Annotated in this window: 23 protein-coding genes and 1 pseudogene; 13 read left to right on the top strand and 11 right to left on the bottom strand. The window is 45.2% G+C overall.

The genetic code is table 11. The features are described from left to right. Positions 1-3: 3 nt before the first annotated feature. Positions 4-927 (bottom strand): branched-chain amino acid transaminase, encoded by a 924-nt coding sequence (locus DXE31_RS02405; protein WP_114697690.1) that lies wholly within the window; start codon positions 925-927, stop codon positions 4-6. A 212-nt stretch (positions 928-1,139) separates the two neighbouring features. Here DXE31_RS02405 and DXE31_RS02400 point away from each other — a divergent pair, with 212 nt between their 5' ends. The 8 genes from DXE31_RS02400 (at position 1,140) to DXE31_RS02365 (ending at position 8,692) form a co-directional block, all read left to right on the top strand. Continuing rightward, a complete protein-coding gene (locus DXE31_RS02400) occupies positions 1,140-2,351 on the top strand; it encodes a phosphoglycerate kinase (RefSeq protein WP_114697689.1) in 1,212 nt (403 codons plus the stop codon). 2 nt (positions 2,352-2,353) lie between these two features. Beyond that, a complete protein-coding gene (pyk, locus tag DXE31_RS02395; RefSeq protein WP_114697688.1) occupies positions 2,354-3,790 on the top strand; it encodes a pyruvate kinase in 1,437 nt (478 codons plus the stop codon). Positions 3,791-3,848: 58 nt separating this feature from the next. After that, positions 3,849-4,913 carry a class II fructose-bisphosphate aldolase gene (gene fba / locus DXE31_RS02390; protein ID WP_114697687.1) on the top strand — a complete coding sequence of 355 codons (1,065 nt, stop codon included), beginning with the start codon at positions 3,849-3,851 and terminating at the stop codon, positions 4,911-4,913. A 7-nt stretch (positions 4,914-4,920) separates the two neighbouring features. Continuing rightward, the gene (locus tag DXE31_RS02385) at positions 4,921-5,820 is read left to right on the top strand and encodes a phosphoribosylaminoimidazolesuccinocarboxamide synthase (RefSeq protein ID WP_114697686.1); all 900 of its coding nucleotides are present in this window, start codon (positions 4,921-4,923) and stop codon (positions 5,818-5,820) included. A 78-nt stretch (positions 5,821-5,898) separates the two neighbouring features. After that, on the top strand, positions 5,899-6,393 hold the full coding sequence (gene purE, locus DXE31_RS02380; protein WP_114697685.1) for a 5-(carboxyamino)imidazole ribonucleotide mutase: 495 nt from the start codon (positions 5,899-5,901) through the stop codon (positions 6,391-6,393). Between the two features lie 4 nt (positions 6,394-6,397). Then, positions 6,398-7,582 carry a 5-(carboxyamino)imidazole ribonucleotide synthase gene (locus DXE31_RS02375; RefSeq protein WP_114697684.1) on the top strand — a complete coding sequence of 395 codons (1,185 nt, stop codon included), beginning with the start codon at positions 6,398-6,400 and terminating at the stop codon, positions 7,580-7,582. A 2-nt stretch (positions 7,583-7,584) separates the two neighbouring features. Then, positions 7,585-8,328: an L-threonylcarbamoyladenylate synthase gene (locus tag DXE31_RS02370; protein ID WP_114697683.1), complete on the top strand. Its 744-nt coding sequence runs from the start codon at positions 7,585-7,587 to the stop codon at positions 8,326-8,328. Continuing rightward, positions 8,279-8,692 (top strand): Sua5 family C-terminal domain-containing protein, encoded by a 414-nt coding sequence (locus DXE31_RS02365; RefSeq protein WP_162785523.1) that lies wholly within the window; start codon positions 8,279-8,281, stop codon positions 8,690-8,692. The genes DXE31_RS02370 and DXE31_RS02365 overlap by 50 nt, the downstream gene beginning before the upstream one ends. Here the strand turns inward: DXE31_RS02365 and DXE31_RS11955 are convergent. The 5 genes from DXE31_RS11955 to DXE31_RS10085 form a co-directional block, all read right to left on the bottom strand. Next, a complete protein-coding gene (locus DXE31_RS11955; protein WP_197712106.1) occupies positions 8,686-8,973 on the bottom strand; it encodes a D-alanyl-D-alanine carboxypeptidase in 288 nt (95 codons plus the stop codon). The two genes, DXE31_RS02365 and DXE31_RS11955, sit on opposite strands and share 7 nt — an antisense overlap. Further along, positions 8,945-9,151, bottom strand: a complete 207-nt coding sequence (locus tag DXE31_RS11950) for a D-alanyl-D-alanine carboxypeptidase (RefSeq protein WP_197712237.1) — start codon at positions 9,149-9,151, stop codon at positions 8,945-8,947. The genes DXE31_RS11955 and DXE31_RS11950 overlap by 29 nt, the downstream gene beginning before the upstream one ends. A 346-nt stretch (positions 9,152-9,497) precedes the next feature. Next, on the bottom strand, positions 9,498-10,028 hold the full coding sequence (locus DXE31_RS10090) for a D-alanyl-D-alanine carboxypeptidase (RefSeq protein ID WP_197712105.1): 531 nt from the start codon (positions 10,026-10,028) through the stop codon (positions 9,498-9,500). Between the two features lie 187 nt (positions 10,029-10,215). After that, complete coding sequence (locus tag DXE31_RS02355) at positions 10,216-10,455, bottom strand: hypothetical protein (protein ID WP_114697681.1); 240 nt, start codon at positions 10,453-10,455, stop codon at positions 10,216-10,218. Between the two features lie 315 nt (positions 10,456-10,770). Next, entirely contained in the window at positions 10,771-11,073 is a 303-nt protein-coding gene (locus tag DXE31_RS10085) for a hypothetical protein (RefSeq protein WP_197712104.1), read from the bottom strand. A 552-nt stretch (positions 11,074-11,625) separates the two neighbouring features. Between DXE31_RS10085 and DXE31_RS02340 the strand changes: the two genes are divergently transcribed. Together DXE31_RS02340 and groL are read left to right on the top strand one after the other, a co-directional pair. Further along, complete coding sequence (locus tag DXE31_RS02340) at positions 11,626-11,916, top strand: co-chaperone GroES (protein WP_114697680.1); 291 nt, start codon at positions 11,626-11,628, stop codon at positions 11,914-11,916. 28 nt (positions 11,917-11,944) lie between these two features. Next, a complete protein-coding gene (gene groL, locus DXE31_RS02335) occupies positions 11,945-13,597 on the top strand; it encodes a chaperonin GroEL (protein ID WP_114697679.1) in 1,653 nt (550 codons plus the stop codon). Positions 13,598-13,753: 156 nt separating this feature from the next. Here the strand turns inward: groL and DXE31_RS02330 are convergent, their stop codons facing one another. Genes DXE31_RS02330 through DXE31_RS02320 form a run of 3 tightly spaced genes read right to left on the bottom strand, consistent with a single transcriptional unit; the run spans position 13,754 to position 16,645 of the window. Then, positions 13,754-15,121 (bottom strand): NAD(P)(+) transhydrogenase (Re/Si-specific) subunit beta, encoded by a 1,368-nt coding sequence (locus DXE31_RS02330; protein ID WP_114697678.1) that lies wholly within the window; start codon positions 15,119-15,121, stop codon positions 13,754-13,756. Between the two features lie 33 nt (positions 15,122-15,154). Beyond that, complete coding sequence (locus DXE31_RS02325; RefSeq protein WP_114697677.1) at positions 15,155-15,493, bottom strand: proton-translocating transhydrogenase family protein; 339 nt, start codon at positions 15,491-15,493, stop codon at positions 15,155-15,157. A 21-nt stretch (positions 15,494-15,514) separates the two neighbouring features. Next, entirely contained in the window at positions 15,515-16,645 is a 1,131-nt protein-coding gene (locus tag DXE31_RS02320; protein WP_114697676.1) for a Re/Si-specific NAD(P)(+) transhydrogenase subunit alpha, read from the bottom strand. Between the two features lie 180 nt (positions 16,646-16,825). Between DXE31_RS02320 and mnmA the strand changes: the two genes are divergently transcribed. Beyond that, entirely contained in the window at positions 16,826-17,938 is a 1,113-nt protein-coding gene (gene mnmA / locus DXE31_RS02315) for a tRNA 2-thiouridine(34) synthase MnmA (protein WP_114697675.1), read from the top strand. Between the two features lie 23 nt (positions 17,939-17,961). Here mnmA and DXE31_RS02310 read toward each other — a convergent pair. After that, positions 17,962-18,506, bottom strand: a pseudogene (locus DXE31_RS02310) (glutathione S-transferase N-terminal domain-containing protein). A gap of 94 nt (positions 18,507-18,600) precedes the next feature. On the opposite strand from DXE31_RS02310, the gene purB reads away from it, so the two are divergent. Next, entirely contained in the window at positions 18,601-19,980 is a 1,380-nt protein-coding gene (gene purB, locus DXE31_RS02305; protein ID WP_114697674.1) for an adenylosuccinate lyase, read from the top strand. After that, positions 19,977-21,338: a 3-deoxy-D-manno-octulosonic acid transferase gene (locus tag DXE31_RS02300; RefSeq protein ID WP_114697673.1), complete on the top strand. Its 1,362-nt coding sequence runs from the start codon at positions 19,977-19,979 to the stop codon at positions 21,336-21,338. Before purB ends, DXE31_RS02300 begins: the two co-directional genes overlap by 4 nt. On the opposite strand, the gene secF is transcribed toward DXE31_RS02300, so the two are convergent. Then, on the bottom strand, positions 21,335-22,309 hold the full coding sequence (secF, locus tag DXE31_RS02295; protein ID WP_114697672.1) for a protein translocase subunit SecF: 975 nt from the start codon (positions 22,307-22,309) through the stop codon (positions 21,335-21,337). The genes DXE31_RS02300 and secF overlap by 4 nt on opposite strands.

Raw genomic sequence — 22,309 nt, 5'->3', positions numbered from 1 at the left:
AAATTATTTCACGTAAGTGAGCCAAGATTTGTATTTATCATTTTTACCGTCAACTGCATCAAAATACGTTTTTTGAATTTTTTCAGTGATTGGGCCGCGCTTACCGTCACCAATAGAGCGATCATCTAATGCGCGAATTGGTGTTACTTCAGCCGCAGTGCCTGTAAAGAATGCTTCATCAGCTGAATAAACTTCATCACGAGTTAAGCGCTTTTCACGAACTTCGTAACCAAGGTCTTTGGCAATCTGGATGACAGAATCACGCGTAATGCCATCTAAGCATGAAGCTAGATCCGGTGTGTAAACAATACCGTTGCGAGCCATGAAAAGATTTTCGCCAGCACCTTCAGAGACGTAGCCCTCGGTATCGAGTAGTAATGCTTCATCATATCCATTGGCTGTGACTTCCTGATTGGCCAAAATAGAGTTGATGTAATAGCCGGAGGCTTTGGCCCGAACGAGTGAGGAGTTCACAAAATGGCGGGTAAATGAGGAGGTTTTTACTCGAATACCTTTATTGATGCCGTCTTCACCGAAATAGGCACCCCATTCCCAGGCTGCGATCGATGTGTGGATGCTGTTGCCTTTAGGGGAGATTCCGAGTTTTTGGGAGCCAATAAAAATAATAGGGCGGATATAGCAAGCTTCAAGCTTGTTGCTGTTTACTACGTCAATGATGCCCTTGGAGATCTCTTCTGGGCTGAAAGGCATGTTCATTTGGAAAATCTTAGTGCCATTAAAAAGGCGTTTTACATGCTCTGGAAGGCGGAAAATAGCAGTTCCCTGAGGGGTTTTATAGGTACGAATGCCTTCAAATACACTCATGCCATAGTGTAGACTGTGTGTTAACACGTGAACATTGGCTTCGCGCCAAGGAATTAGCTTCCCATCAGTCCAAATAAAGCCATCGCGGTCGGACATGGACATTTTCTTTACCTGTTGTGTCTGTTAAGTATCTGTAAAAACGCTTTAAGCAAGGCAACTGGCCAGTAGATTTAAGTCTTTAGGCCCTGAATGCATTTAATTGCTTATTGTAGAGCAGGTAGGCTAGTCTGTCGGCTCGGATCCTTTGGGTTAGTCGAGAGCCTAAGCCTTTAGAATGGAACATTCCCTATAAACCCTACTATTTATCCAAGCCCATGCCGGAATCCTTGTTCAAAGTTAAGCGTTTAAGCGAATTAGCCAACTCAGGTCAATTAAAGGGAAAGCGGGTATTAATCCGCGCAGACCTAAATGTTCCTCAAGACGAAGCCGGCAATATCACTGAGGACACTCGAATTAGGGCGTCAATGCTAGCAGTGCAGATGTGTTTAGACGCGGGAGCCGCTGTGATGGTGACCTCGCATTTAGGTCGTCCAACGGAAGGTGAGTTTAAGCCTGAAGATAGCCTAGCGCCGGTAGCTGATCGCATTGCTAGTTTGTTGAATCGCAAGGTTCCCTTAATTAGTAATTGGATCAATGGTGGGGTTGAAGTCAATCCAGGCGAATTAGTTTTACTGGAAAACTGTCGCTTAAATGTTGGTGAAAAAAAGAATAACGATGAGTTGGCGCAAAAGATCGCTGCACTTTGTGACATATACGTCAATGATGCTTTTGGAACTGCGCATCGTGCTGAGGCTACTACCCACGGAGTGGCAAAATTTGCTCCAATAGCTTGCGCGGGCCCTGTAATGGCTGCTGAGTTAGATGCGCTCAGTCGTGCATTAGCAAGCCCTAAGCGTCCATTGGTTGCAATCGTAGCTGGCTCTAAAGTTTCATCGAAGCTCACGATCTTGAAAGCTTTATCTGAAAAAGTAGATGAGCTCATCGTTGGCGGTGGAATCGCTAATACCTTTATGTTGGCAAAAGGCTTGCCAATCGGTAAATCCTTAGCTGAACCAGACTTAGTAAATGAAGCCAAAGAAATTATGGAGATCATGGAAAAGCGTGGCGCTCATGTTCCGATTCCAGAGGATGTAGTTGTTGCAAATGAGCTTTCCCCGCTGGCTCGTGCAAACCGCGTTCCTTCAGATCAAGTTGCTGATGATGACATGATTTTAGATATTGGTCCAAAGACTGCAGCGCGTTTATCCATCATGCTGGCTCATGCTGGCACAATTGTTTGGAATGGACCACTAGGTGTATTTGAGATCGATCAGTTTGGTGGTGGTACAAAGATGTTGGCTGCGGCTATTGCACACTCTCCTGCGTTCTCAATTGCAGGAGGCGGTGATACTTTGGCGGCTATTGCTAAGTACGGTATTGAAAATCAAGTAGATTATATTTCTACTGGCGGTGGCGCTTTCTTGGAATTCCTAGAGGGCAAAACCCTACCGGCCTTTGCGGTGCTTGCTGAAAGAGCGAAAGACTAATTATGATAAGAGCAACAAAGATCATTGCGACCCTCGGGCCTGCTTCTGAAAAACCTGAAGTCTTGCGGGACATGATTCGCGCTGGTGTGGATGTTGTGAGAATGAATTTTTCTCATGGAACTGTTGTTGACCACAAGGCGCGCCATGATTTGGTGCGCTCAATTTCTGCGGACGTGGGTAAAGAAGTTGGCATCATGGCTGACCTACAAGGCCCTAAAATTCGTGTCGGTAAATTTGAAAACAGCAAAGTCCTTCTCAAGGAAGGTGAAAAATTTACTCTTGATATTGCTTGTGAGTTAGGCAATCAAGACCGAGTAGGTCTGGATTACAAAGAGTTGCCAAATGATGTGAAATCCGGCGATCGTCTCCTGTTAAATGATGGTTTGGTTGTGTTGCGTGTTCAAAGCGTCAAAGGCGGAGAAATTTTTACTCTGGTTGAACAGGGCGGACCACTCTCCAATAATAAAGGTATCAATCGTGCAGGAGGTGGTCTAACAGCTCCAGCGCTTACAGAGAAGGACATTGCCGATTTAGATGCGGCGATTGCGATGGGAGTGGATTTTTTGGCCATCAGCTTTCCGAAAGCTGGCGCTGATATGGCCTATGCCCGTAAATTGGCTGATGCAGCTAGTGCAAAGTATGGTGTTGGTAAAGTCAGGACTGTCGCCAAAGTAGAGCGTGCAGAAGCGATTGAGCCCGATGCTCTCAAAAGTATTATTGTGGAAAGTGATGGAATTATGGTTGCTCGTGGCGATCTCGCTATTGAGGTTGGTAACGCCGCAGTACCTGCGCTACAAAAACGCATGATTGCGTGGGCGCGTGAGGCGGATAAATTTACGATAACTGCTACCCAAATGATGGAGTCTATGATTAGTGCTCCAGTGCCAACACGTGCAGAAGTTAGTGACGTTGCCAATGCAGTATTGGATGGCACTGACGCAGTCATGCTATCTGCTGAATCTGCAGCAGGTATGTATCCTGTACAGACTATCAAAGCGATGGCTGAAATTTGTGTTGAAGCTGAGAAGTCGGATCGTGTAAAGCTTGATACCGACTTTTTAGATCAGACCTTTACCCGCATTGATCAAACGATTGCTTTGGGCGCTCTGTTTACAGCGCACCACTTAAACGCTAATGCCATTGCTGCTTTGACAGACTCAGGTTCAACTGCGATATGGATGAGTCGTCACAATATTCATGTGCCGATTTTTGCATTAACCTCAAAGATTGCTACTCAGCGTGCTTTAAGTGCTTATCGCAATGTCACCCCGATAGGCTTGGATTACACCAAAGATCGTGACACAGCTTTACAAGAGGTTGAAACGTGCTTGAAGAAAATCGGCGCCGTTAACAAAGGTGATGCAGTCGTTTTGACTTCTGGCGAGCCAATGGGTGAGCCTGGTGGAACCAATACTCTCAAAATTATTCATGTGAAGTAATTCGCATATTGAGAACTGATTTACATACATTCCAATTACCATTTATTAAGAGAACATCATGGCTTTAGTATCTTTAAGACAACTCTTGGATCATGCTGCTGAAAATGGTTACGGCCTACCAGCATTTAACGTGAATAATTTAGAGCAAGTAACGGCAATCATGGAAGCAGCTAATGAAGCTGACTCTCCAGTCATTATGCAAGCGTCTGCTGGTGCTCGAAAATATGCCGGTGAAGCATTTTTACGCCACCTCATTTCTGCTGCAGTTGAGGCGTATCCTCATATTCCGGTAGTAATGCATCAAGACCATGGCCAAAGTCCAGCTGTTTGTATGGCCGCTATTAAGAGTAGCTTTACAAGTGTGATGATGGATGGCTCGCTAGAGGCCGATGGTAAATCCGTTGCTAGCTATGAGTACAACGTAGATGTCTCTAAAGAAGTGGTGAAGTTCTCTCATTCGATTGGCGTAACGGTTGAAGCTGAGCTGGGCGTATTGGGTTCTCTGGAAACCATGCAAGGCGATAAAGAGGATGGTCATGGTGCTGATGGCAAGATGACGCGCGAACAGTTACTGACTGATGTTGAGCAGGCAGCTGATTTTGTACAGGCGACTCAGTGCGATGCACTGGCAATTGCAATTGGAACTAGCCATGGCGCCTATAAGTTTAGTAAAAAACCTACTGGCGACATTTTGGCAATCGATCGCATCAAAGAGATTCATGTGCGGATTCCGAATACGCATTTGGTAATGCATGGGTCGTCAAGCGTTCCTCAAGAATTACTCGCTGAGATTCGCGAATTTGGTGGTGATATGAAAGAAACCTACGGTGTTCCAGTTGAAGAAATTCAAGAGGGCATTAAAAATGGTGTACGCAAAATCAATATCGATACCGACATTCGATTGGCGATGACTGGAGCAATTCGTCGTTACTTTATTGAGCATCCCAGTAAGTTTGATCCACGTGACTATTTAAAACCAGCTCGTGAGGCTGCTAAAAAAGTCTGTATTGCCCGCTTCCAGGCCTTTGGTTCAGCTGGTCAGGCTTCCAAAATTAAACCCATTTCTCTTGGGAAAATGGCGGAGCTTTACAAGAGCGGTAAATTAACTCAAATTGTGAAGTGATTTAGATATGCCTGCTTTGTATGCAACCTCGATAAAGTCGCTATCTTTGTTGTCCAAAGGAAAAGTTCGCGACGTATATGCATTAGGTGACGATAAGTTGTTGATGGTTACAACCGATCGTCTTTCTGCATGCGATGTCGTGATGGGTGAACCGATTCCAGAAAAAGGTATGGTCCTGAACCAAATGGCTAATTTTTGGTTTGCAAAATTAGCTTCAGTGATTCCGAATCATTTAACTGGTATTGACCCTGCTACGGTAGTTGCTTCAGATGAAGTAGAGCAGGTTAAAGGTCGTGCAGTGGTGGCAAAGCGTTTAAAGCCAATTTTAGTAGAGGCAGTAGTGCGTGGCTATCTGGCTGGAAGTGGTTGGAAGGATTACCAGGAGACTGGTAAGGTATGTGGTATCACTTTGCCAGCAGGTTTGGAGAATGCACAAAAATTACCCGAACCCATATTGACCCCAGCTGCTAAAGCTGAATTTGGTCGGCATGACGAAAATATCTCATTTGAAAAAGTGATTGAAATCATTGGTGAAAAGTTAGCCAATCAAATTCGTGCAGTGAGTATTCGTTTATATAAAGAAGCCTCCGAGTATGCCGCTACCCGCGGGATCATTATTGCGGATACCAAGTTTGAGTTTGGTCTAGACGCTGATGGTCAGCTGGTATTGATGGATGAGATCCTCACTGCAGATTCTTCACGTTTCTGGCCTGCCGAAACTTATTATGTAGGTTCTAATCCACCATCTTACGATAAGCAGTTTGTGCGTGATTGGCTTGAAACAGTGATGATGGATGGCAAACTATGGCCTAAAACTGCCCCCGCACCGCAACTACCGGCTGATGTTATTAAAAAAACTGCCGAAAAGTATCGTGAAGCGCTCACGCGTTTAACCGAGAAGGCATAACGAAAGGGCTCATCTCTCGGGGGATCATAGATTCCTTGGAGAATGCATAGTCAATGTTTTGGGTACTTGGAGAGGTCAATGAGTCAGAAGCCAATTGTCGGAATAGTGATGGGTTCCAATTCAGATTGGGACACTATGCAGCACGCTGCTCAAATGCTCGAGCAATTTGGTATTGCTCATGAAGCAAAAGTCCTCTCTGCCCATCGTATGCCAGACGATATGTTTCAGTATGCAGAACAAGCAAAGACCAATGGTCTGCAAGCCATTATTGCTGGCGCCGGTGGCGCAGCACATTTACCCGGGATGCTTGCTTCAAAAACCACCGTTCCGGTTTATGGTGTGCCAGTTGCAAGCAAATATTTGCGCGGTGCAGATTCTCTCTATTCGATTGTGCAGATGCCTAAAGGCATTCCAGTGGCTACATTCGCTATCGGCGAGGCTGGAGCGGCAAACGCTGCCTTGCATGTGATTGCAGGTCTAGCCTTGCATGATGTAGATTTGGCTAAGCGCCTAGATGATTTCCGAGCAAATCAGTCTGATACTGCGCGTTCAATGAATTTGCCAGGATACTAGTTAGATGGCAGACTTTTTAGAACCCATTTTGCCGGGTTCATATTTAGGAATTTTGGGTGGTGGTCAATTGGGGCGGATGTTTACTCAAGCTGCTCAAGTTATGGGTTACAAAGTTTGCGTATTGGATCCTGGTTCGGATAGCCCTGCTGGCTCAATTGCTGAAAAATTTATTCAAGCTGAGTACACAGATAGTGCAGCCCTTAAAGAAATGGCTACTTTATGTTCATCCGTCAGCACTGAATTTGAAAATGTTCCGGCTCAGGCCTTGGATGAGCTGGAGTCTTTGGGGGTGTTTGTAGCGCCGCGAAGCAGTTGTGTTTCGTTGGCGCAAAACCGTATTGCCGAGAAAAATTTCTTGGCTACGTGGAAATCGGAAACCAATATTGGACCAGCTCCCAATTTTGTGATTGAGCATGAGGCTGATATTACTCAAACTCCAGCCGATCTTTTTCCTGGAATATTAAAGACTGCTCGCATGGGTTATGACGGCAAGGGTCAAGCAACGGTTTACAGTAAAGATGATCTTTCGCTTGCCTGGAATGAATTGGGGTGCGTGCCTTGTGTGCTTGAAAAGCGCATGGAATTAGATTTTGAAGTATCAGCGCTAGTTGTGCGTGGCTATGATGATGCAGTAGTAGCCTACCCAGTTTCTCAAAATCTTCATCGTGATGGCATATTGCATACCTCCACTGTGCCAGCCCCATCACTAAAGCCTGCTCAAGAGAAGAAAATTATTGATGCAGCGAAGGCGCTCATTCGTAAGATTCATTATGTTGGAGTGCTTTGTGTCGAGTTCTTTGTTCTCAAGAATGGGGACATTGTTGCCAATGAGATTGCGCCTCGTCCGCATAATTCGGGTCACTACACCATGGATGCTTGTGTGAGTAGTCAGTTTGAGCAGCAAGTAAGAGCGATGGCAAGATTACCTTTGGGGGATACTCGCTTGCTTACACCTGTTTCCATGCTGAACTTATTGGGCGATCTTTGGTTTGAGGGTAGCGAAGATAAGGCTCGCGAGCCTGCTTGGAATAAGGTGCTTGCTCACCCAGATGCAAAGTTGCATCTATATGGCAAATCAGAGCCACGCATTGGTAGAAAAATGGGCCATATCAATTGCTTGGGTGAAGCTCTCAATGAGGCTCGCCAAAACTGTACTGCTGTTGCTGCCGAATTAGGAATTGAGCCCTAGGGATGTCTAGCGACAGTAAGCCACTGCAGTCATCAGTAGGAATCAATGAGGTAGTGCAAACTCTGCGTGATGGTGGATTGGTTACATTTCCTACTGAGACCGTTTACGGTTTGGGAGCTGATGCTAAAAATCCTGAGGCCATCAAGAAAATTTTTAGTGCGAAGGGACGTCCTTTGCGTCATCCTTTTATTGTTCACTTAGCTGCACCAGATAAATTTGATCAGTCACAAATTGATTGGGTTGCATTATTGGCACCTTGGGTAAGCGATTTGTCAGAAGATACGATTAAACTAGTTAATACATTCTGGCCGGGTCCTTTAACACTAGTTTTGAAAAAAGATCAAAGTGTTTTAAATGAATTAACTGGTGGGCAGAATACAGTGGCAATTCGTGCGCCAGCCCATCCGATTACCCAAGAATTGTTGAGAAAATTTAAAGGAGGCATAGTAGCGCCATCAGCTAATCGCTTTGGAAAAGCGTCGCCAACAAGCGCTGCAGACGTTCGTCATGAATTTGAGGGGATGTTGGATTTGATGGTCTTGGATGGCGGTGATTGTGAAGTAGGTATTGAGTCCACGATTATTGATTTATCTTCGGGTGACAAAGCAGCTCTTCTTAGACCTGGTGCAAGAACTCCTGGGGAAATTTTGTCTAAAACTGGTGTGAAGGTATACCTGCCTGGAGACATCAAGAGCATTGGAGTGGACAATCAAACATCATCAGATACCCCTAAGGGTATCTGGTAGTCTCAAAGCCCATTACGCGCCAACCACCCCTTTGTGCTTGTATGCTCCTGGACGTGTTCTAGACGCTTTGAGTGAATATCCAGATACAAAGTCTCGAGTTGCAGTGGTGGTTTGGGATTCTGAATCCTCCTTAGGATTGGAGGATCACCCCTCAATTGATGCAGAAGAAGTGGTTCTATCTAGAAATCCGGTGACATTCGCAAGCCGGCTTTATCGCTCTCTGCGTGATCTAGATCAGCAGGGGTGGGATTTAATTTTGTTTCCGCAACCGCCGGTCGGTGAAGAATGGGACGGTGTTAGAGACCGTCTTCAGCGTGCATGTTTTGGTTCTGAACTATCTTCGAATAGCCACGATAGTCAGTGATCGTGAGCCTCTAATCCTTTCCAGACATTTGGGTGGTTGATGAATGAAGTAACCGAATATATTTTTCCAGATTTACTCAAGACATAACCTGAGATTGCCCTCTCATCAATGAGAGGGCCGGTTTTGATTCTGGCTTCTGGTTTCTTCTTGAGGTGTAAAAACGTCCGCAGTTGACTCATTAGACGATTACGCATGGTGCCATCAGTACCGGCAATTGATAGGCTGCTATAAAAAAGATCGCCTACTGGTAAATCACGAGCAGCTATTAAGAGTTGATTCATCTGGTTTGCAGATGATTGCCTCATTACGAGAGAGGTCTGAACCGTTTTCAATCACAATTCCCTGAAAATCCAAGCCATTCTGTCTAAGCCAACTTTGCGCAACAAGGTCATCATTAGCAGTGGTCGCAGGTTTACCCATTTTTTCTAATGCCAAAGTTAGTAGAAGTTGGCGGGTCATGACACTATTAGAATATTTGTTAATCTCGAAAACACCATCAGCTAGTGTAATCCCTTCACTTCAAACTGAAGGGATAGTCGCGCTGCTGCCAGCAGTACGTTACCATTTTTGCCAACTGGAGGCTGTGTCCAAGTACCGCCTGCCAAACCCCCATGCAGCCGCACAGCTCTGAGTTAGAAAAGTGTTGACATCTAATGCAACCACGTTGTAATTAACACCCCTGCATGAGCATTGGAAATGCTCCAGAAAATTGAGCGATTAAGGCTTGATTAGTAGTACCGATCCCTTCGGGATCGAGATTAAAGCGAATATTACTTTTTCAGTTATCGCATACACGATCTACCAATTACATTTGGTTAGCAACTTTTAATTTCGAAAGTGCTGGCGTATAAGTAATATCTATAAAGTCAGCAGTGCGAGATTTACTTAATTGAAATGAAAGCGTTCTAAATGCATAACGTAATGGAGCAGGTGGAACGTTGTAAGCACGTAAGGATTTACCGTCAATAGTGTTATGCTCCATAACACTATCCGCATAAGCGCTTCGATCAAAAAATAAATTTCCATCAATTGTCTGAATGCCAAGATTTTGCAGCTCTTTCATCATCTTGGCTGGCTCTTCAGGAGCTAATTGTGGATCCCCCGCTTCTTGTAAAAAGAGATTATCTTTCAATACCCCTTGTCGAATTACGACATCGGTATAAATGTTAGTACGCCATCGATATTGCGGATCAAGAATATCTAAACCCGTCAGCGTTGTTAGTAGCTGCATTGTTGAAGCAGGATTCATAAGACCGTTGGCGCGCCAATCCAATACTTTTCTGGCGGTATGTTTGCCGGGGCGCCTAGACTCAATTTCTGAGATAGAAATGCTCACCGAATCAAGGGGGATCTGATTGCGATCTAGACTATTGACGACGGTCTGAGGAATCTAAAGGGGTATAGATCGATCGGCTGCGGCCACAGAGCTAGCCAGCCATAAAAAACTAATCAGAAATAGTCGTAAACGAAAAAATAAGGGCCCATCCTCTATAAGATAAACCTACCGCGCTTAAATGGAATATCTAGATCTTTGAATAGCGTGAACGGTATTCTTCAATGAGAAGAATCGGCCCTTCTATTAATTGCTTCAAGGCGTAAACTTGCTCTTCTAGGATGCCATTTTGTTCCAGTGTTTCGCAGTTCTGGATACGCTTTGTAGCACTTAATAGCTGTGCACCACCTTTGACTTTATGAGCTAGGCTCCTAAAACTTGTTTGATCGAAGTCTTTATTTCTAAGAGTGGCAAGAATCTCGTCATGCACCCTTCTTTTTGACCCTTAATATCCGATTCTTCGCCTCTAAAATATCGCGATAGTTCGTTTTCCAGAGTCATCAGACTTAAAGGTTTAATGAGGACGCCGTTCATTCCCACTGACAAAAATTGATGACGTGAGTCTAGTGCATAAATATCTGCTGTAATCCCAATAATGATGAGGGCCTGATTGCCTTAATTGCGGATGTGCCTGGCAAGATCTGAGCCGAGCCTGCCTGAAATGGATTGGTCTGTTAGGAGAAGATCAAAATTTTGTTGATGGATAAACTCTAGGGCAGAATTAGCGTTGTCACAAACAGATGCCTCAATGGCGACTTACGGGCGACATCATGAGTCCTTCGTAGGAATGGTCTGCGATCAGTGTGGAAGCTTTTTCTAAATCCTGAACTATCCAATATTGCTGGCGTAAATTTGAGTTGGTGAGTATGTTGATTTCCTTGCCAACTGGTAGACGAGAGTTGAGAGTGAGCTCACTCATTGCATCTACATAGCCACTTGAAGCAATAGCATGACTTGGCATAGACAAAATACTAGGAATCAGTCGCCCACTCCGATGCCAGTAGGTAATAGTGTCTAGGCCCTCCATAAAAAGATGTAGTAATTGCATATCAGAGGCAGCGCGCAGAGGTCCAAATAATGATCCTGTCAGTTTTGTTCCCTTACAGTTAAAAATGGGTTCATGACTAATCGCTTGTCTTTTGGACCAGGATTGGTGTTCTTTGAGAGCTTAGTCACTTAGACCAAGCCAGGGGTTGCCACAGGCGTCTCGTACTTCTTGGAAGGGGTTTGGTTCTTCCATGCCTTTACAAACGTGTACAGCCGGGATTGCGGGCTCATCAGCATTCTCCAATCGGTGACTATCCAGTCTAGGCAGGATGGATTGGAGCGGTAAGGGCTTGGGGCTGATTTATCTGTAGGAATACTCCTACCAACCGGTCTCCAGGATAAATAAGGGTTCAGTTCTCGAATAATTTATGGCGATCTTCCCTTGAAATCTGTGCATTCAGACCTATATAATCAGCACTCCCTACACGCGAGTGCTAAAAGGTGATTTAACTTTAACTTTAAATTTTCCTTAATTTGTGTGTAATGAGATTTTTAAAGCATTGATTTATATAGTTTATTTTAATAGTTAACACTTACCAACATAGGAGAAGAGATGAATTTGCGCCCCTTACATGATCGCGTCATCATCAAGCGTTTAGATCAAGAATCAAAAACCGCTTCCGGAATCATCATTCCTGATGCCGCCGCAGAAAAACCTGACCAGGGCGAAGTTTTGGCTGTAGGTCCAGGTAAGCGCGATGAAAGCGGCAAATTAAACGCACCTGACGTCAAAGTCGGCGATCGCGTTTTATTTGGCAAATATGCAGGTCAGACAGTAAAAGTTGACAACGAAGAGCTCATTGTGATGCGTGAAGACGACATCATGGCTGTTGTACAGAAGTAATTTCACTATCTAAGAGAGGAATTTAATCATGGCAGCAAAAGACGTTGTATTTGGAGATAACGCCCGTACCAAGATGGTCGAAGGTGTGAATATTCTTGCTAACGCAGTTAAAACTACGTTGGGGCCTAAGGGTCGCAACGTAGTGATCGAGCGTTCATTTGGCGGTCCCACTGTTACTAAGGATGGTGTAACCGTAGCAAAAGATATCGAACTGAAAGATAAGCTGCAGAACATGGGCGCGCAGATGGTCAAGGAAGTTGCTTCTAAGACAGCTGATATCGCTGGTGACGGTACTACTACTGCCACAGTATTAGCGCAATCAATTGTTCGCGAAGGTATGAAGTATGTTGTTGCAGGCCATAACCCAATGGACCTTAAGCGCGGTATTGATAAAGCGGTAACAGCTGCAGTTGGAGAGCTTGCAAAAATTAGCAAGCCATGCACTACGACTAAAGAAATTGCTCAAATAGGATCTATCTCAGCAAATAGTGACCATAGTATTGGTCAGCATATTGCAAAGGCAATGGAAAAAGTAGGCAAAGAAGGCGTTATCACTGTTGAAGATGGTAAGTCTCTGGAAGACGAACTTGAAGTAGTTGAAGGTATGCAGTTTGATCGTGGATACCTCTCACCTTACTTTATCAATCAACCAGAAAAACAAGTTGCTGTATTGGAAAGCCCATATATTCTTTTGTTTGATAAGAAGATTGCAAACATTCGTGACTTGCTTCCTCTATTGGAGCAAGTGGCAAAGTCTGGTCGTCCGTTGTTAATCATTGCAGAAGATGTTGAAGGTGAAGCCCTAGCAACCTTGGTTGTGAACAATATTCGCGGCATTATCAAGACTTGTGCTGTTAAAGCACCAGGATTTGGTGATCGTCGTAAAGCTATGTTGGAAGACATTGCAATTTTGACTGGCGGCACAGTGGTTGCTGAAGAAATTGGCCTCACACTCGAGAAAACTACCCTTGAGCACCTAGGTCAAGTTAAGCGTATTGAAGTTGGCAAAGAAAACACCATCATCATTGATGGAGCTGGAGATGCTAAAGCGATTGAAGCTCGCGTGAAGAACATCCGAGTTCAGATCGAAGAAGCGACTAGTGACTACGATAAAGAGAAATTGCAAGAGCGTGTTGCCAAGTTGGCAGGCGGTGTTGCAGTAATTCGTGTTGGTGCTGCTACTGAAGTAGAGATGAAAGAGAAGAAGGCGCGTGTTGATGATGCACTACATGCAACCCGTGCAGCCGTTGAAGAGGGTATTGTTCCTGGTGGTGGCGTAGCATTGATTCGTGCAATGCAAGGTATCAAGGGCTTGAAGGGCGATAATGCAGATCAAGACGCTGGTATCAGTATTGTTTTGCGCGCTATGCAAGAACCTCTCCGTACTATTGTTAGTAACGCCGGTGAAGATGCTGGTGTAGTGGTTAATGTCGTACAAGAGAGCAAAGGTAACAATGGCTACAACGCGGCTACTGGTGAGTATGGCGATCTCGTTGCGCAAGGCGTTATCGATCCAACTAAGGTAACCAAGACCGCCTTAGTTAATGCAGCTTCTGTTGCGGGTTTATTACTGACTACCGATTGTGCGATTGCCGAGGCACCAAAAGATGACTCTGCTGGTGGCGGTATGCCTGATATGGGCGGCATGGGCGGTATGGGCGGTATGGGCGGCATGATGTAATTGCTGTTTATTTCCCCGGTCATACCATACGATCGAAAGCATAAAACGCCTGGTTCAAAAGACCAGGCGTTTTTTATTGGTGGGAGCTCTATAGGAAATCAAAAAATAAAAAACCGCCAGAAGGCGGCTTCTTACTTGATGATCTGAGGGGTGGAATTACTCAACCGCCTTGACCATATCTTCTACGACCTTCTTCGCATCACCAAAGACCATCATGGTTTTATCCATATAGAAGAGTTCGTTGTCGAGACCAGCATAACCAGCTGCCATCGATCGTTTGTTAACGATGATGGTCTTTGCTTTAAATGCCTCCAAAATCGGCATGCCAAAAATGGGGCTGCCTGGCGTACGAGCTGCTGGGTTAACCACGTCATTAGCGCCGAGCACTAATACAACGTCAGCCTGTCCAAAGTCACTATTAATATCTTCCATTTCAAACACTTGATTATATGGAAGTTCAGCTTCGGCTAAGAGAACGTTCATGTGTCCAGGCATACGACCAGCTACTGGATGAATAGCATATTTCACAGTCACACCATGATGAGTAAGTTTCTCGGTTAACTCTTTTAAAGCATGTTGAGCACGAGCAACTGCCAAGCCATAGCCGGGAACAATAATCACGGTCTCAGCATTCTCCATCAGGAATGCAGCGTCTTCAGGTGAACCTGTTTTGTAATTCTTAGGACCACCATCGTTGCTACCGCCAGCTGCAACTTCAGCACCGAAACCGCCAAGCAGTACCGCAACGATAGAGCGATTCATAGCCTTACACATAATGTAAGCCAGAATGGCACCAGAGGATCCAACGCAAGCTCCAGCAATAATTAATACTGGGTTATTTAAGGTAAACCCAATGCCAGCCGCTGCCCAACCGGAATAACTATTGAGCATCGAAACAACCACTGGCATATCTGCGCCACCAATTGGAATGATTAAAGTCACACCCAGTACTAATGCAATGGCACACATAGCCAAGAAGGCTGCATGCCTATCACCCAAGTAATAGGCAATACCAGCGCCCACCATAGCAACGGCTAAAAGCAAATTAAGTAAGTGTTGACCAGTAAAACTCACAGGTGTGCCACTAACTTTGCCAGACAATTTACCGAATGCAATAACAGAAGCAGTAAATGTGATCGCGCCTATAAATGCACCGATGAAGAGTTCGATCTTTTGAGTGCCGGTATGGTCTTGTGCTGGGTTAAATACTGCTGCAATCGCAATTAAAACCGCTGATAGACCCACACATGAGTGCATCAAAGCAACTAACTCGGGCATCTTGGTCATTTGTATGCGTTTTGCAGCAATGATTCCAATAATGGCGCCACCGACAATCGCAATACCGATCAGCGAAATAACGGGTTTGAAATCAGGCATAAAGAAAGTGGTGATGACTGCTAGCAGCATACCAATCATGCCGAAGGTGTTGCCTTGGCGTGATGTGGTTGGTGAGGATAAACCGCGCAGAGCGAGGATGAACAACACCGATGAAATGAGATAAGCAATGGCGGTTATGTTTGACATAGTTTTGGTCTCTGTTTTTGGTCTATTCTGGTTTTATTTAGTTCCAGCCGCATCAGCTTTAGGAGCTTTTTTCCTGAACATTTCAAGCATGCGACGAGTGACCATAAAGCCACCAAAAATATTGCTTGAAGCAAGGAATACCGCAATTGCACCAAGGATGCTAGTTATGGTAATTTCATCGCCGCCGATTACTTCTGTTTGAAGCAGTGCTCCAACGACGATGATTCCAGAGATCGCATTGGTTACCGCCATGAGGGAGGTATGTAATGCAGGAGTAACGTTCCAAACCACATGGTAGCCAACAAAAATGGCTAATACGAACACAGTAATGTTTTGAACGGTGAGGATGCTTTGAAAGGCAGCGAGATCCATGATGTTTCCTTAGTTTGACTATTAGTTTTTGCGGATGGCTTGGCCATCACGACACATTAAGCAAGCGGTAACGATGTCATCATCAGTTGGAATAACCAACTTCGCTTCCTTGTCCACAATGAGTTTCATAAAATCGAGCAAGTTACGTGCGTACAGTGCTGAAGCGTCAGCACCCACCATACTTGCTAAATTGGTAAAGCCAACAATTTTTACGCCGTTGACAACGACGACTGTATCCGCTTGAGTTAATGGACAGTTACCTGAGCCGTTATCACCCTTACCAGCTGCTAAGTCGATTACAACTGATCCTGGCTTCATATTGGCGACAGTATCGCGATGCAAGAGAACCGGAGGTTTACGACCAGGAATCAATGCAGTTGTGATGACTATGTCAGCTTGTTGTGCGCGTTCAGCAACTAAAGCTGCCTGACGCTTCATCCAAGCCTCAGGCATTGGACGGGCATAGCCGCTAACACCTTGTGCAATCTCACGCTCTTCATCAGTTTCGTATGGGACGTCAACAAACTTGGCGCCCAGTGATTCGATTTGTTCTTTAGCCGCAGGACGCACATCTGATGCTTCAATCACAGCACCCAAACGCTTTGCAGTTGCGATCGCTTGTAGGCCTGCAACGCCTGCACCCAAAATCAGTACGCGGGCTGCTTTAACGGTACCCGCAGCAGTCATCAGCATTGGCATAAAGCGTTGATACTCATTTGCAGCAACTATAACCGCTTTGTATCCAGCAATGTTAGCTTGCGAGGATAAGACATCCATGCTTTGAGCTCGAGTTGTGCGCGGTGCGGCTTCTAATGAGAATGCGGTTACGCCTTGCGTTGCCATAGCGGCAATCATGTCGTTATCGCACGGCTCAAGCATGCCCAGAAGTACAGCACCTGATTTAATTTGTTTGAGTTCGACTGCTTCAGGTGCACGAACTTTAAGAACAATCTCGGCACCAAACGCATCGGCAGCGCTACCAATGGTTGCGCCAACAGCCTCATATGCAGAGTCAGGTTGACTAGCTTTGACACCAGCATCCTTTTCTATAACAACGGTATGACCTTGACCGATAAATTTTTTAACGGTTTCTGGTGTGGCTGCTACTCGAGTTTCCCCGGGCCTTGTTTCCAATGGCACTCCTATGCGCATGGCATGTCTCCAAAAGCAAAATTTATAAAGAAAGTCTATTTTATAGATAAATAGGGTAGGTTTTACCTACTTATAGGATCCCCAAGTCTGTCGGCTATGGTTGTGCCGAAAATCATACGAAGTCTGGTTGCGGCTTCTACAATGGGATTTATCTGATGGTAAGATTCTCGCATTTTTTTCATGAGCCAGCTTATTTCTACTCAAACCCCTCTTAAAGGGCCCAAGAAGGTCGTTATTGGCATGTCTGGTGGGGTAGATTCGTCGGTTGCCGCCTGGATGCTCAAAGAGCAAGGATTTGAAGTAATAGGTCTTTTTATGAAAAATTGGGAGGATGACGACAACGATGAGCACTGTTCGGTGCGTCAGGATTGGATCGATGTGGTTTCTGTGGCCGATATGATCGGAATCGACGTCGAGGCGGTTAATTTTGCAGCTGAATATCGTGAGCGTGTATTTGCCGATTTCTTGCGAGAATATGCTGCAGGACGAACTCCGAATCCGGATGTTTTGTGCAACGCAGAAATTAAGTTCAAGGCTTTTTTAGCTCATGCCATGAGCTTGGGGGCAGATGCGATTGCTACTGGACACTATGCACGAGTTCATCATGTGGATGGCAAAGTTCAGCTACTAAAAGCAGCCGATGCTAGCAAAGATCAAAGTTATTTCTTGTATCGCTTGACTCAGCAGCAATTGGCAAATGTCATGTTTCCCTTGGGAGACATTCCGAAAACAGAGGTTAGAAAAATTGCTGAAAAGATTGGTTTGCACAATGCCAAGAAGAAAGATTCCACCGGTATTTGTTTTATTGGTGAGCGCCCTTTTAGAGAATTCTTAAATCGTTATTTGCCGCGTGTACCTGGCCCAATTAAAACACCCGAAGGAAAGATTGTTGGTGAGCATATGGGTTTGGCTTTTTTCACTTTAGGTCAGCGCAAAGGCATCGGCTTAGGCGGTAGTCAAGATGGTAATGGCGACGCATGGTATGTGGCTCGTAAAGATGTTGCGAATAACACTCTATATGTCGCGCAAGGGCATGAAAACCCATGGTTATTGGCTCATCGTCTTTCTGCAATGGATGCCCGTTGGGTTTCTGGTGCTGCGCCAATATCTGGATGCTACTCTGCGAAAACGCGTTATCGTCAGTCAGACGCAATCTGTACCTTGAGCGCAAGCGATAAAGATCTTAATTTTCAACTGAGCTTTACAGATGCTCAGTGGGCTGTAACACCAGGACAATCTGCGGTTCTCTACGACGGAAATATTTGTTTGGGTGGCGGAATTATTGCCGCCTAAAAGAGGATTTACTCCGCCGCTATTTAAGCGGCAGGCGGAGCTGTCTCAATAAAAGCAGTTCGTTGCATTAACTTTTGAAACAGGCGATCTAAGTTTGGATATTGGGTTTGCCATTTCACTTCTGGAAAGTGAAATAATAAATATCTAATTGCACACCTCACTGCGATATCTGCTAGGGTCATTTGATTACCTTGATACCAAGCGTTTTCTCCCAGCTGCTCTGCAGGGCGTAAAGTGCGCTCTAAACGGGCCAAAATACCTGTGTCCATAATTCCATCGGCTAGGGCTTCCCAGGTTTTTACAGCCGCACGCTCCCGATTGTCTGTGGGGAGAAGCTTGCTGACTGGGTTCAGGCCGTCTGCATATTCAGCAATCACGCGGGAATCATAGATAGGCTCGCCATCTTCAGCAATGAGGCAAGACACCTTCCCTAAGGGGTTGCTAGCACTCATTTTGGTGTCTGCAGACCAGACATTCTCTAATTCAAGGTCAACATCAACCTTTTTTCGTAAAAAACAACGCGTACCCTACGTACATAGGGGCTAGTGAGGGATCCGAGTAGTTTCATAGGATAAGGATAGCTAGCCTATTTAGGCTTTGCTGGAACGTGGAACGCATTAAAATTAGTCTTTATTGACATATTCAATGCAAAGGCAATATTCGTGAGTCAGCCGCTTTCAACCCTTAATGCTCTTTCACCCCTCGATGGCCGTTATGCCGGAAAGCTGGATGCTTTGCGTCCTTGGCTTTCAGAGGCTGCTTTTATGCGACAACGGGTTTTTATCGAGATCCATTGGCTTTTGGCTTTAGCTTCTGCTGGTCTTCCCGACGTCCCAAAGATTAATGCAGCAGACGAGGCATTCTTGTTATCTTTACCAGACACTTTCTCCGATGTAGACGCGCAGCGGATTAAAGATATCGAGGCGGTAACCAATCATGATGTCAAGGCAGTTGAATATTTCTTAAAAGAAAAAGTTGCGGGTCGCCCAGATTTATTAAAGGCAAGTGAATTTATTCACTTTGCTTGCACCTCAGAGGATATCAATAATACCTCGCACGGTTTGATGTTGCGTGGCGCTCGTGATGAAGTGCTCATACCTCAACTCTATATAGTGCTCTCGGTGCTGACGGATCTTGCCATTGAGCACGCTAACGTACCCTTACTTTCCCGTACCCATGGTCAGCCAGCATCACCAAGTACTCTTGGTAAAGAGATTGCGAATATTGCTAGGCGCTTAGAGCGTGCAATTGATGTCATAGCCGCAGTCCCATTGCTTGGCAAGATGAATGGCGCCGTGGGTAATTACAACGCACATTTATCTGCGTATCCTGATTTTGATTGGGAGAATTTCTCTAGGAGCGTAGTCGAGAAGCGTTTGGGTCTGACCTTTAATCCTTATACGATTCAGATCGAGCCCCATGACGGTATGGCACAGCTCTTTGATGCAATTGCACGCGCTAATACGATTTTGTTGGATATGGATCGCGACTTCTGGGCGTACATCTCTGTTGGATATTTCAAGCAACGCACTAAAGCAGGTGAAATAGGTTCTTCCACCATGCCGCATAAAGTGAACCCCATTGATTTTGAAAACTCCGAAGGCAACTTAGGAGTGGCCAATGCTTTATTGCGTCATCTAGCAGAAAAATTACCAATTTCTCGTTGGCAGCGTGACCTGACGGATTCGACCGTCTTACGTAACTTAGGCCCAGCACTTGGACACAGTGTTTTGGCGTATGACAGTGCTCTATGTGGTCTGGGTAAATTAGAGGTGAATCATGCAGCGATTGCCGCTGATTTAGATGCTTGCTGGGAAGTATTAGCAGAGCCGGTCCAGACTGTAATGCGTCGTTATGGCATCGAGAATCCCTATGAGCAACTTAAGGAATTGACCCGTGGCACGGGGATCAATCAGGCGGACCTTCAGGCCTTTATCCGAAGTTTAGAAATTCCAGAGGATGCTAAAGCTCGACTTTTGGAGATGACTCCGTCTTCGTATTTGGGTAAGGCGGTCGAGCTGACCGAACGTCTCAAAAAGTGAGTTTGAAGACTAATTCAGAATATGGGGCGCGTCCCCGCATCTGGTTTGCTTTTTATCAACTGCTCTGGCATCTTCTATTGCCATTGGCAATTATACGCTTAGCTTGGTGCGCACGTCATGCTTTCTCTTACTTACACCACATTCCAGAGCGTTTAGGTTTTGGTTATAAAAAACCGATTTATCAGGGATCCATTTGGATTCATGCTGTATCTGTTGGCGAAACCAGGGCTGCCCAACCTTTGATCGAGGCCTATTTAGCAAGGGGCGAATCGATTCTCTTAACGCATATGACGCTAAATGGGCGCCGCACTGGAAAACAATTATTTGCTCAGGCAATCGCTAATGGGCAAATTCGACAAGTCTACTTACCATATGACCTCTGCTGGCCTGTGGAGAATTTCTTAAATACGTTCAAACCTCAGTTTGGCCTATTTATGGAAACGGAGGCCTGGCCAACGGCGGTCTTCCGTGGCAAAGAGATCAGATTGCCTTTATTTTTGGTGAATGCTCGCCTATCTGAACGAAGTGCTCGTCGCGTAAATCAATTTGGTAAGGCAGGGCGTGCCTTATTCCAAGCCTTTGCTGGTGTATTAGCACAAACTGAGTTTGACGCTCAGCGTTATCGTAGTTTGGGCGTAGAAAATATTCAGATAGTTGGCAATATAAAATTTGATGTTCCTCTCGATCCTGATTTAGTTGCTCAGGGGAAAATGTGGCGACAAGATTTGCAGGTCAATAAACGATTAATGGTCTGTGCTTCTAGTACTCGCGATGGTGAAGAGGCCATCATCCTCAAGGCCTGGAATGATCTACTCATGAGCAATGCTTTTGAAAATCCTCCATTGCTTTGTGTGGTGCCTCGTCATCCTGAGCGATTTGCTGAAGTGGCAGAACAAATTAGTAGCATTGGTCTGAAGTTTCGTCGCCGTAGTGAATGGACAAGCACTCCAAGTGATTGCATCAATTTAGAGGTAGTTTTGGGTGACTCTATGGGTGAGATGCCAATGTACTACAGCGCTTCTGACTTAGTGTTGATGGGTGGAAGTCTATTGCCCTTTGGCGGCCAGAATCTCATTGAGGCCTGTGCAGCAGGCTGCCCCGTTTTATTGGGAGAACATACTTATAACTTCCAGCAAGCAGCTTTAGATGCTCTGCAAGCAGGTGCTGCTCAGCGTATTCATGGCGATGTAATTCTAGGTGAACCGATTGTCCTGATGGAGGTATTAAAAGAATTACTTTCTAATGCCTCTGAGCTAGCAAAGATGAGTGTAGCTGCTAAAACTTACTCAGTTGAACATCAAGGTGCCACTGAGAGAATCTTAATTGCACTTGATCAACAGATTAAATCATGGGCTTAAACTCGCGCCCCATAATTCGGGTCATCATTACGGGCGTTGTCATCTGGTTTTTTATATCCCTTGATTAAGTCTTCGCGAGTAACTCCGAGCCACATTGCTAAGGCTGCTGCCACGAAGACTGAGGAATAGATACCAAACAAAATACCAATGGTGAGTGCTAAGGCAAAGTAGAAAAGTGTAGGACCGCCGAAGATTAGCATCGCTAAAACCATCATCTCAGTACTGCCATGAGTAATGACTGTGCGGCTGATAGTACTCGTAATTGCGTTGTCGATAACTTCACGGGTATTCATCTTGCGATATTTACGGAAGTTCTCGCGAATTCGGTCAAAGATCACGACGGATTCATTCACTGAATAGCCCAAAACTGCTAATACTGCTGCCAAAACTGAGAGGGAGAACTCCCACTGGAAGAAAGCAAAGAAGCCCAAGATGATCACAATGTCATGTAAGTTAGCAATGATGCCAGCGACTGCAAATTTCCACTCAAAGCGGAAGGATAAATACACCACGATGCCAATAATCACAAAGATCAAGGCTTTGAGGCCATCGAAAGCGAGCTCTTGTCCTACTTGAGGGCCAACAAATTCGACGTACTGTAGTTTTACCCCAGTATTTGCAGGATCAAGAACTTGCATGACTGCATTACTTTGATCGGCTGAAGAAATGGGCCTACCATCAGCATCTTTTTGCAAGGGCAGGCGAATCATGACATCTCGTGAGCTACCAAAATTCTGAATCTGGGTATCGGCGTAGCCGAGCTTTGCAACTTTAGCTCGAATAGTGTCGAGTGGCGCTGTTTGTGGATAGCTAACTTCCATGACGGTACCACCGGTAAATTCGATAGAGAGATGTAGACCGTTGTGCCAGAGGAAAAATACTGCCGCTAAGAAAGTGATTAAAGAAATCGCATTGAGTACCAATGCGTGACGCATGAAGGGAATATCTTTTTTGATGCGGAAAAATTCCAC

It is taken from the genome of Polynucleobacter necessarius (genome assembly GCF_900095185.1).
GTDB lineage: Bacteria > Pseudomonadota > Gammaproteobacteria > Burkholderiales > Burkholderiaceae > Polynucleobacter.
Note: the sequence above shows the minus strand (reverse complement) of the source record. Positions and strands in the feature narration are given on the sequence as shown.

What these genes read in the sequence shown, in the direction of transcription:
- DXE31_RS02370 (WP_114697683.1), top strand. Translation starts at nt 7,585, where the DNA reads ATGTCTAGCGACAGTAAGCCACTGCAGTCATCAGTAGGAATCAATGAG.
- mnmA (WP_114697675.1), top strand. Translation starts at nt 16,826, where the DNA reads ATGAGCCAGCTTATTTCTACTCAAACCCCTCTTAAAGGGCCCAAGAAG.
- DXE31_RS10085 (WP_197712104.1), bottom strand. Translation starts at nt 11,073, where the DNA reads ATGCAATTACTACATCTTTTTATGGAGGGCCTAGACACTATTACCTAC.
- DXE31_RS02320 (WP_114697676.1), bottom strand. Translation starts at nt 16,645, where the DNA reads ATGCGCATAGGAGTGCCATTGGAAACAAGGCCCGGGGAAACTCGAGTA.
- purE (WP_114697685.1), top strand. Translation starts at nt 5,899, where the DNA reads ATGAGTCAGAAGCCAATTGTCGGAATAGTGATGGGTTCCAATTCAGAT.
- pyk (WP_114697688.1), top strand. Translation starts at nt 2,354, where the DNA reads ATGATAAGAGCAACAAAGATCATTGCGACCCTCGGGCCTGCTTCTGAA.
- DXE31_RS02325 (WP_114697677.1), bottom strand. Translation starts at nt 15,493, where the DNA reads ATGGATCTCGCTGCCTTTCAAAGCATCCTCACCGTTCAAAACATTACT.
- DXE31_RS11955 (WP_197712106.1), bottom strand. Translation starts at nt 8,973, where the DNA reads ATGAATCAACTCTTAATAGCTGCTCGTGATTTACCAGTAGGCGATCTT.
- fba (WP_114697687.1), top strand. Translation starts at nt 3,849, where the DNA reads ATGGCTTTAGTATCTTTAAGACAACTCTTGGATCATGCTGCTGAAAAT.
- DXE31_RS11950 (WP_197712237.1), bottom strand. Translation starts at nt 9,151, where the DNA reads ATGACCCGCCAACTTCTACTAACTTTGGCATTAGAAAAAATGGGTAAA.
- DXE31_RS02400 (WP_114697689.1), top strand. Translation starts at nt 1,140, where the DNA reads ATGCCGGAATCCTTGTTCAAAGTTAAGCGTTTAAGCGAATTAGCCAAC.
- DXE31_RS02405 (WP_114697690.1), bottom strand. Translation starts at nt 927, where the DNA reads ATGTCCATGTCCGACCGCGATGGCTTTATTTGGACTGATGGGAAGCTA.
- groL (WP_114697679.1), top strand. Translation starts at nt 11,945, where the DNA reads ATGGCAGCAAAAGACGTTGTATTTGGAGATAACGCCCGTACCAAGATG.
- DXE31_RS02385 (WP_114697686.1), top strand. Translation starts at nt 4,921, where the DNA reads ATGCCTGCTTTGTATGCAACCTCGATAAAGTCGCTATCTTTGTTGTCC.
- DXE31_RS02375 (WP_114697684.1), top strand. Translation starts at nt 6,398, where the DNA reads ATGGCAGACTTTTTAGAACCCATTTTGCCGGGTTCATATTTAGGAATT.
- DXE31_RS02340 (WP_114697680.1), top strand. Translation starts at nt 11,626, where the DNA reads ATGAATTTGCGCCCCTTACATGATCGCGTCATCATCAAGCGTTTAGAT.
- DXE31_RS02330 (WP_114697678.1), bottom strand. Translation starts at nt 15,121, where the DNA reads ATGTCAAACATAACCGCCATTGCTTATCTCATTTCATCGGTGTTGTTC.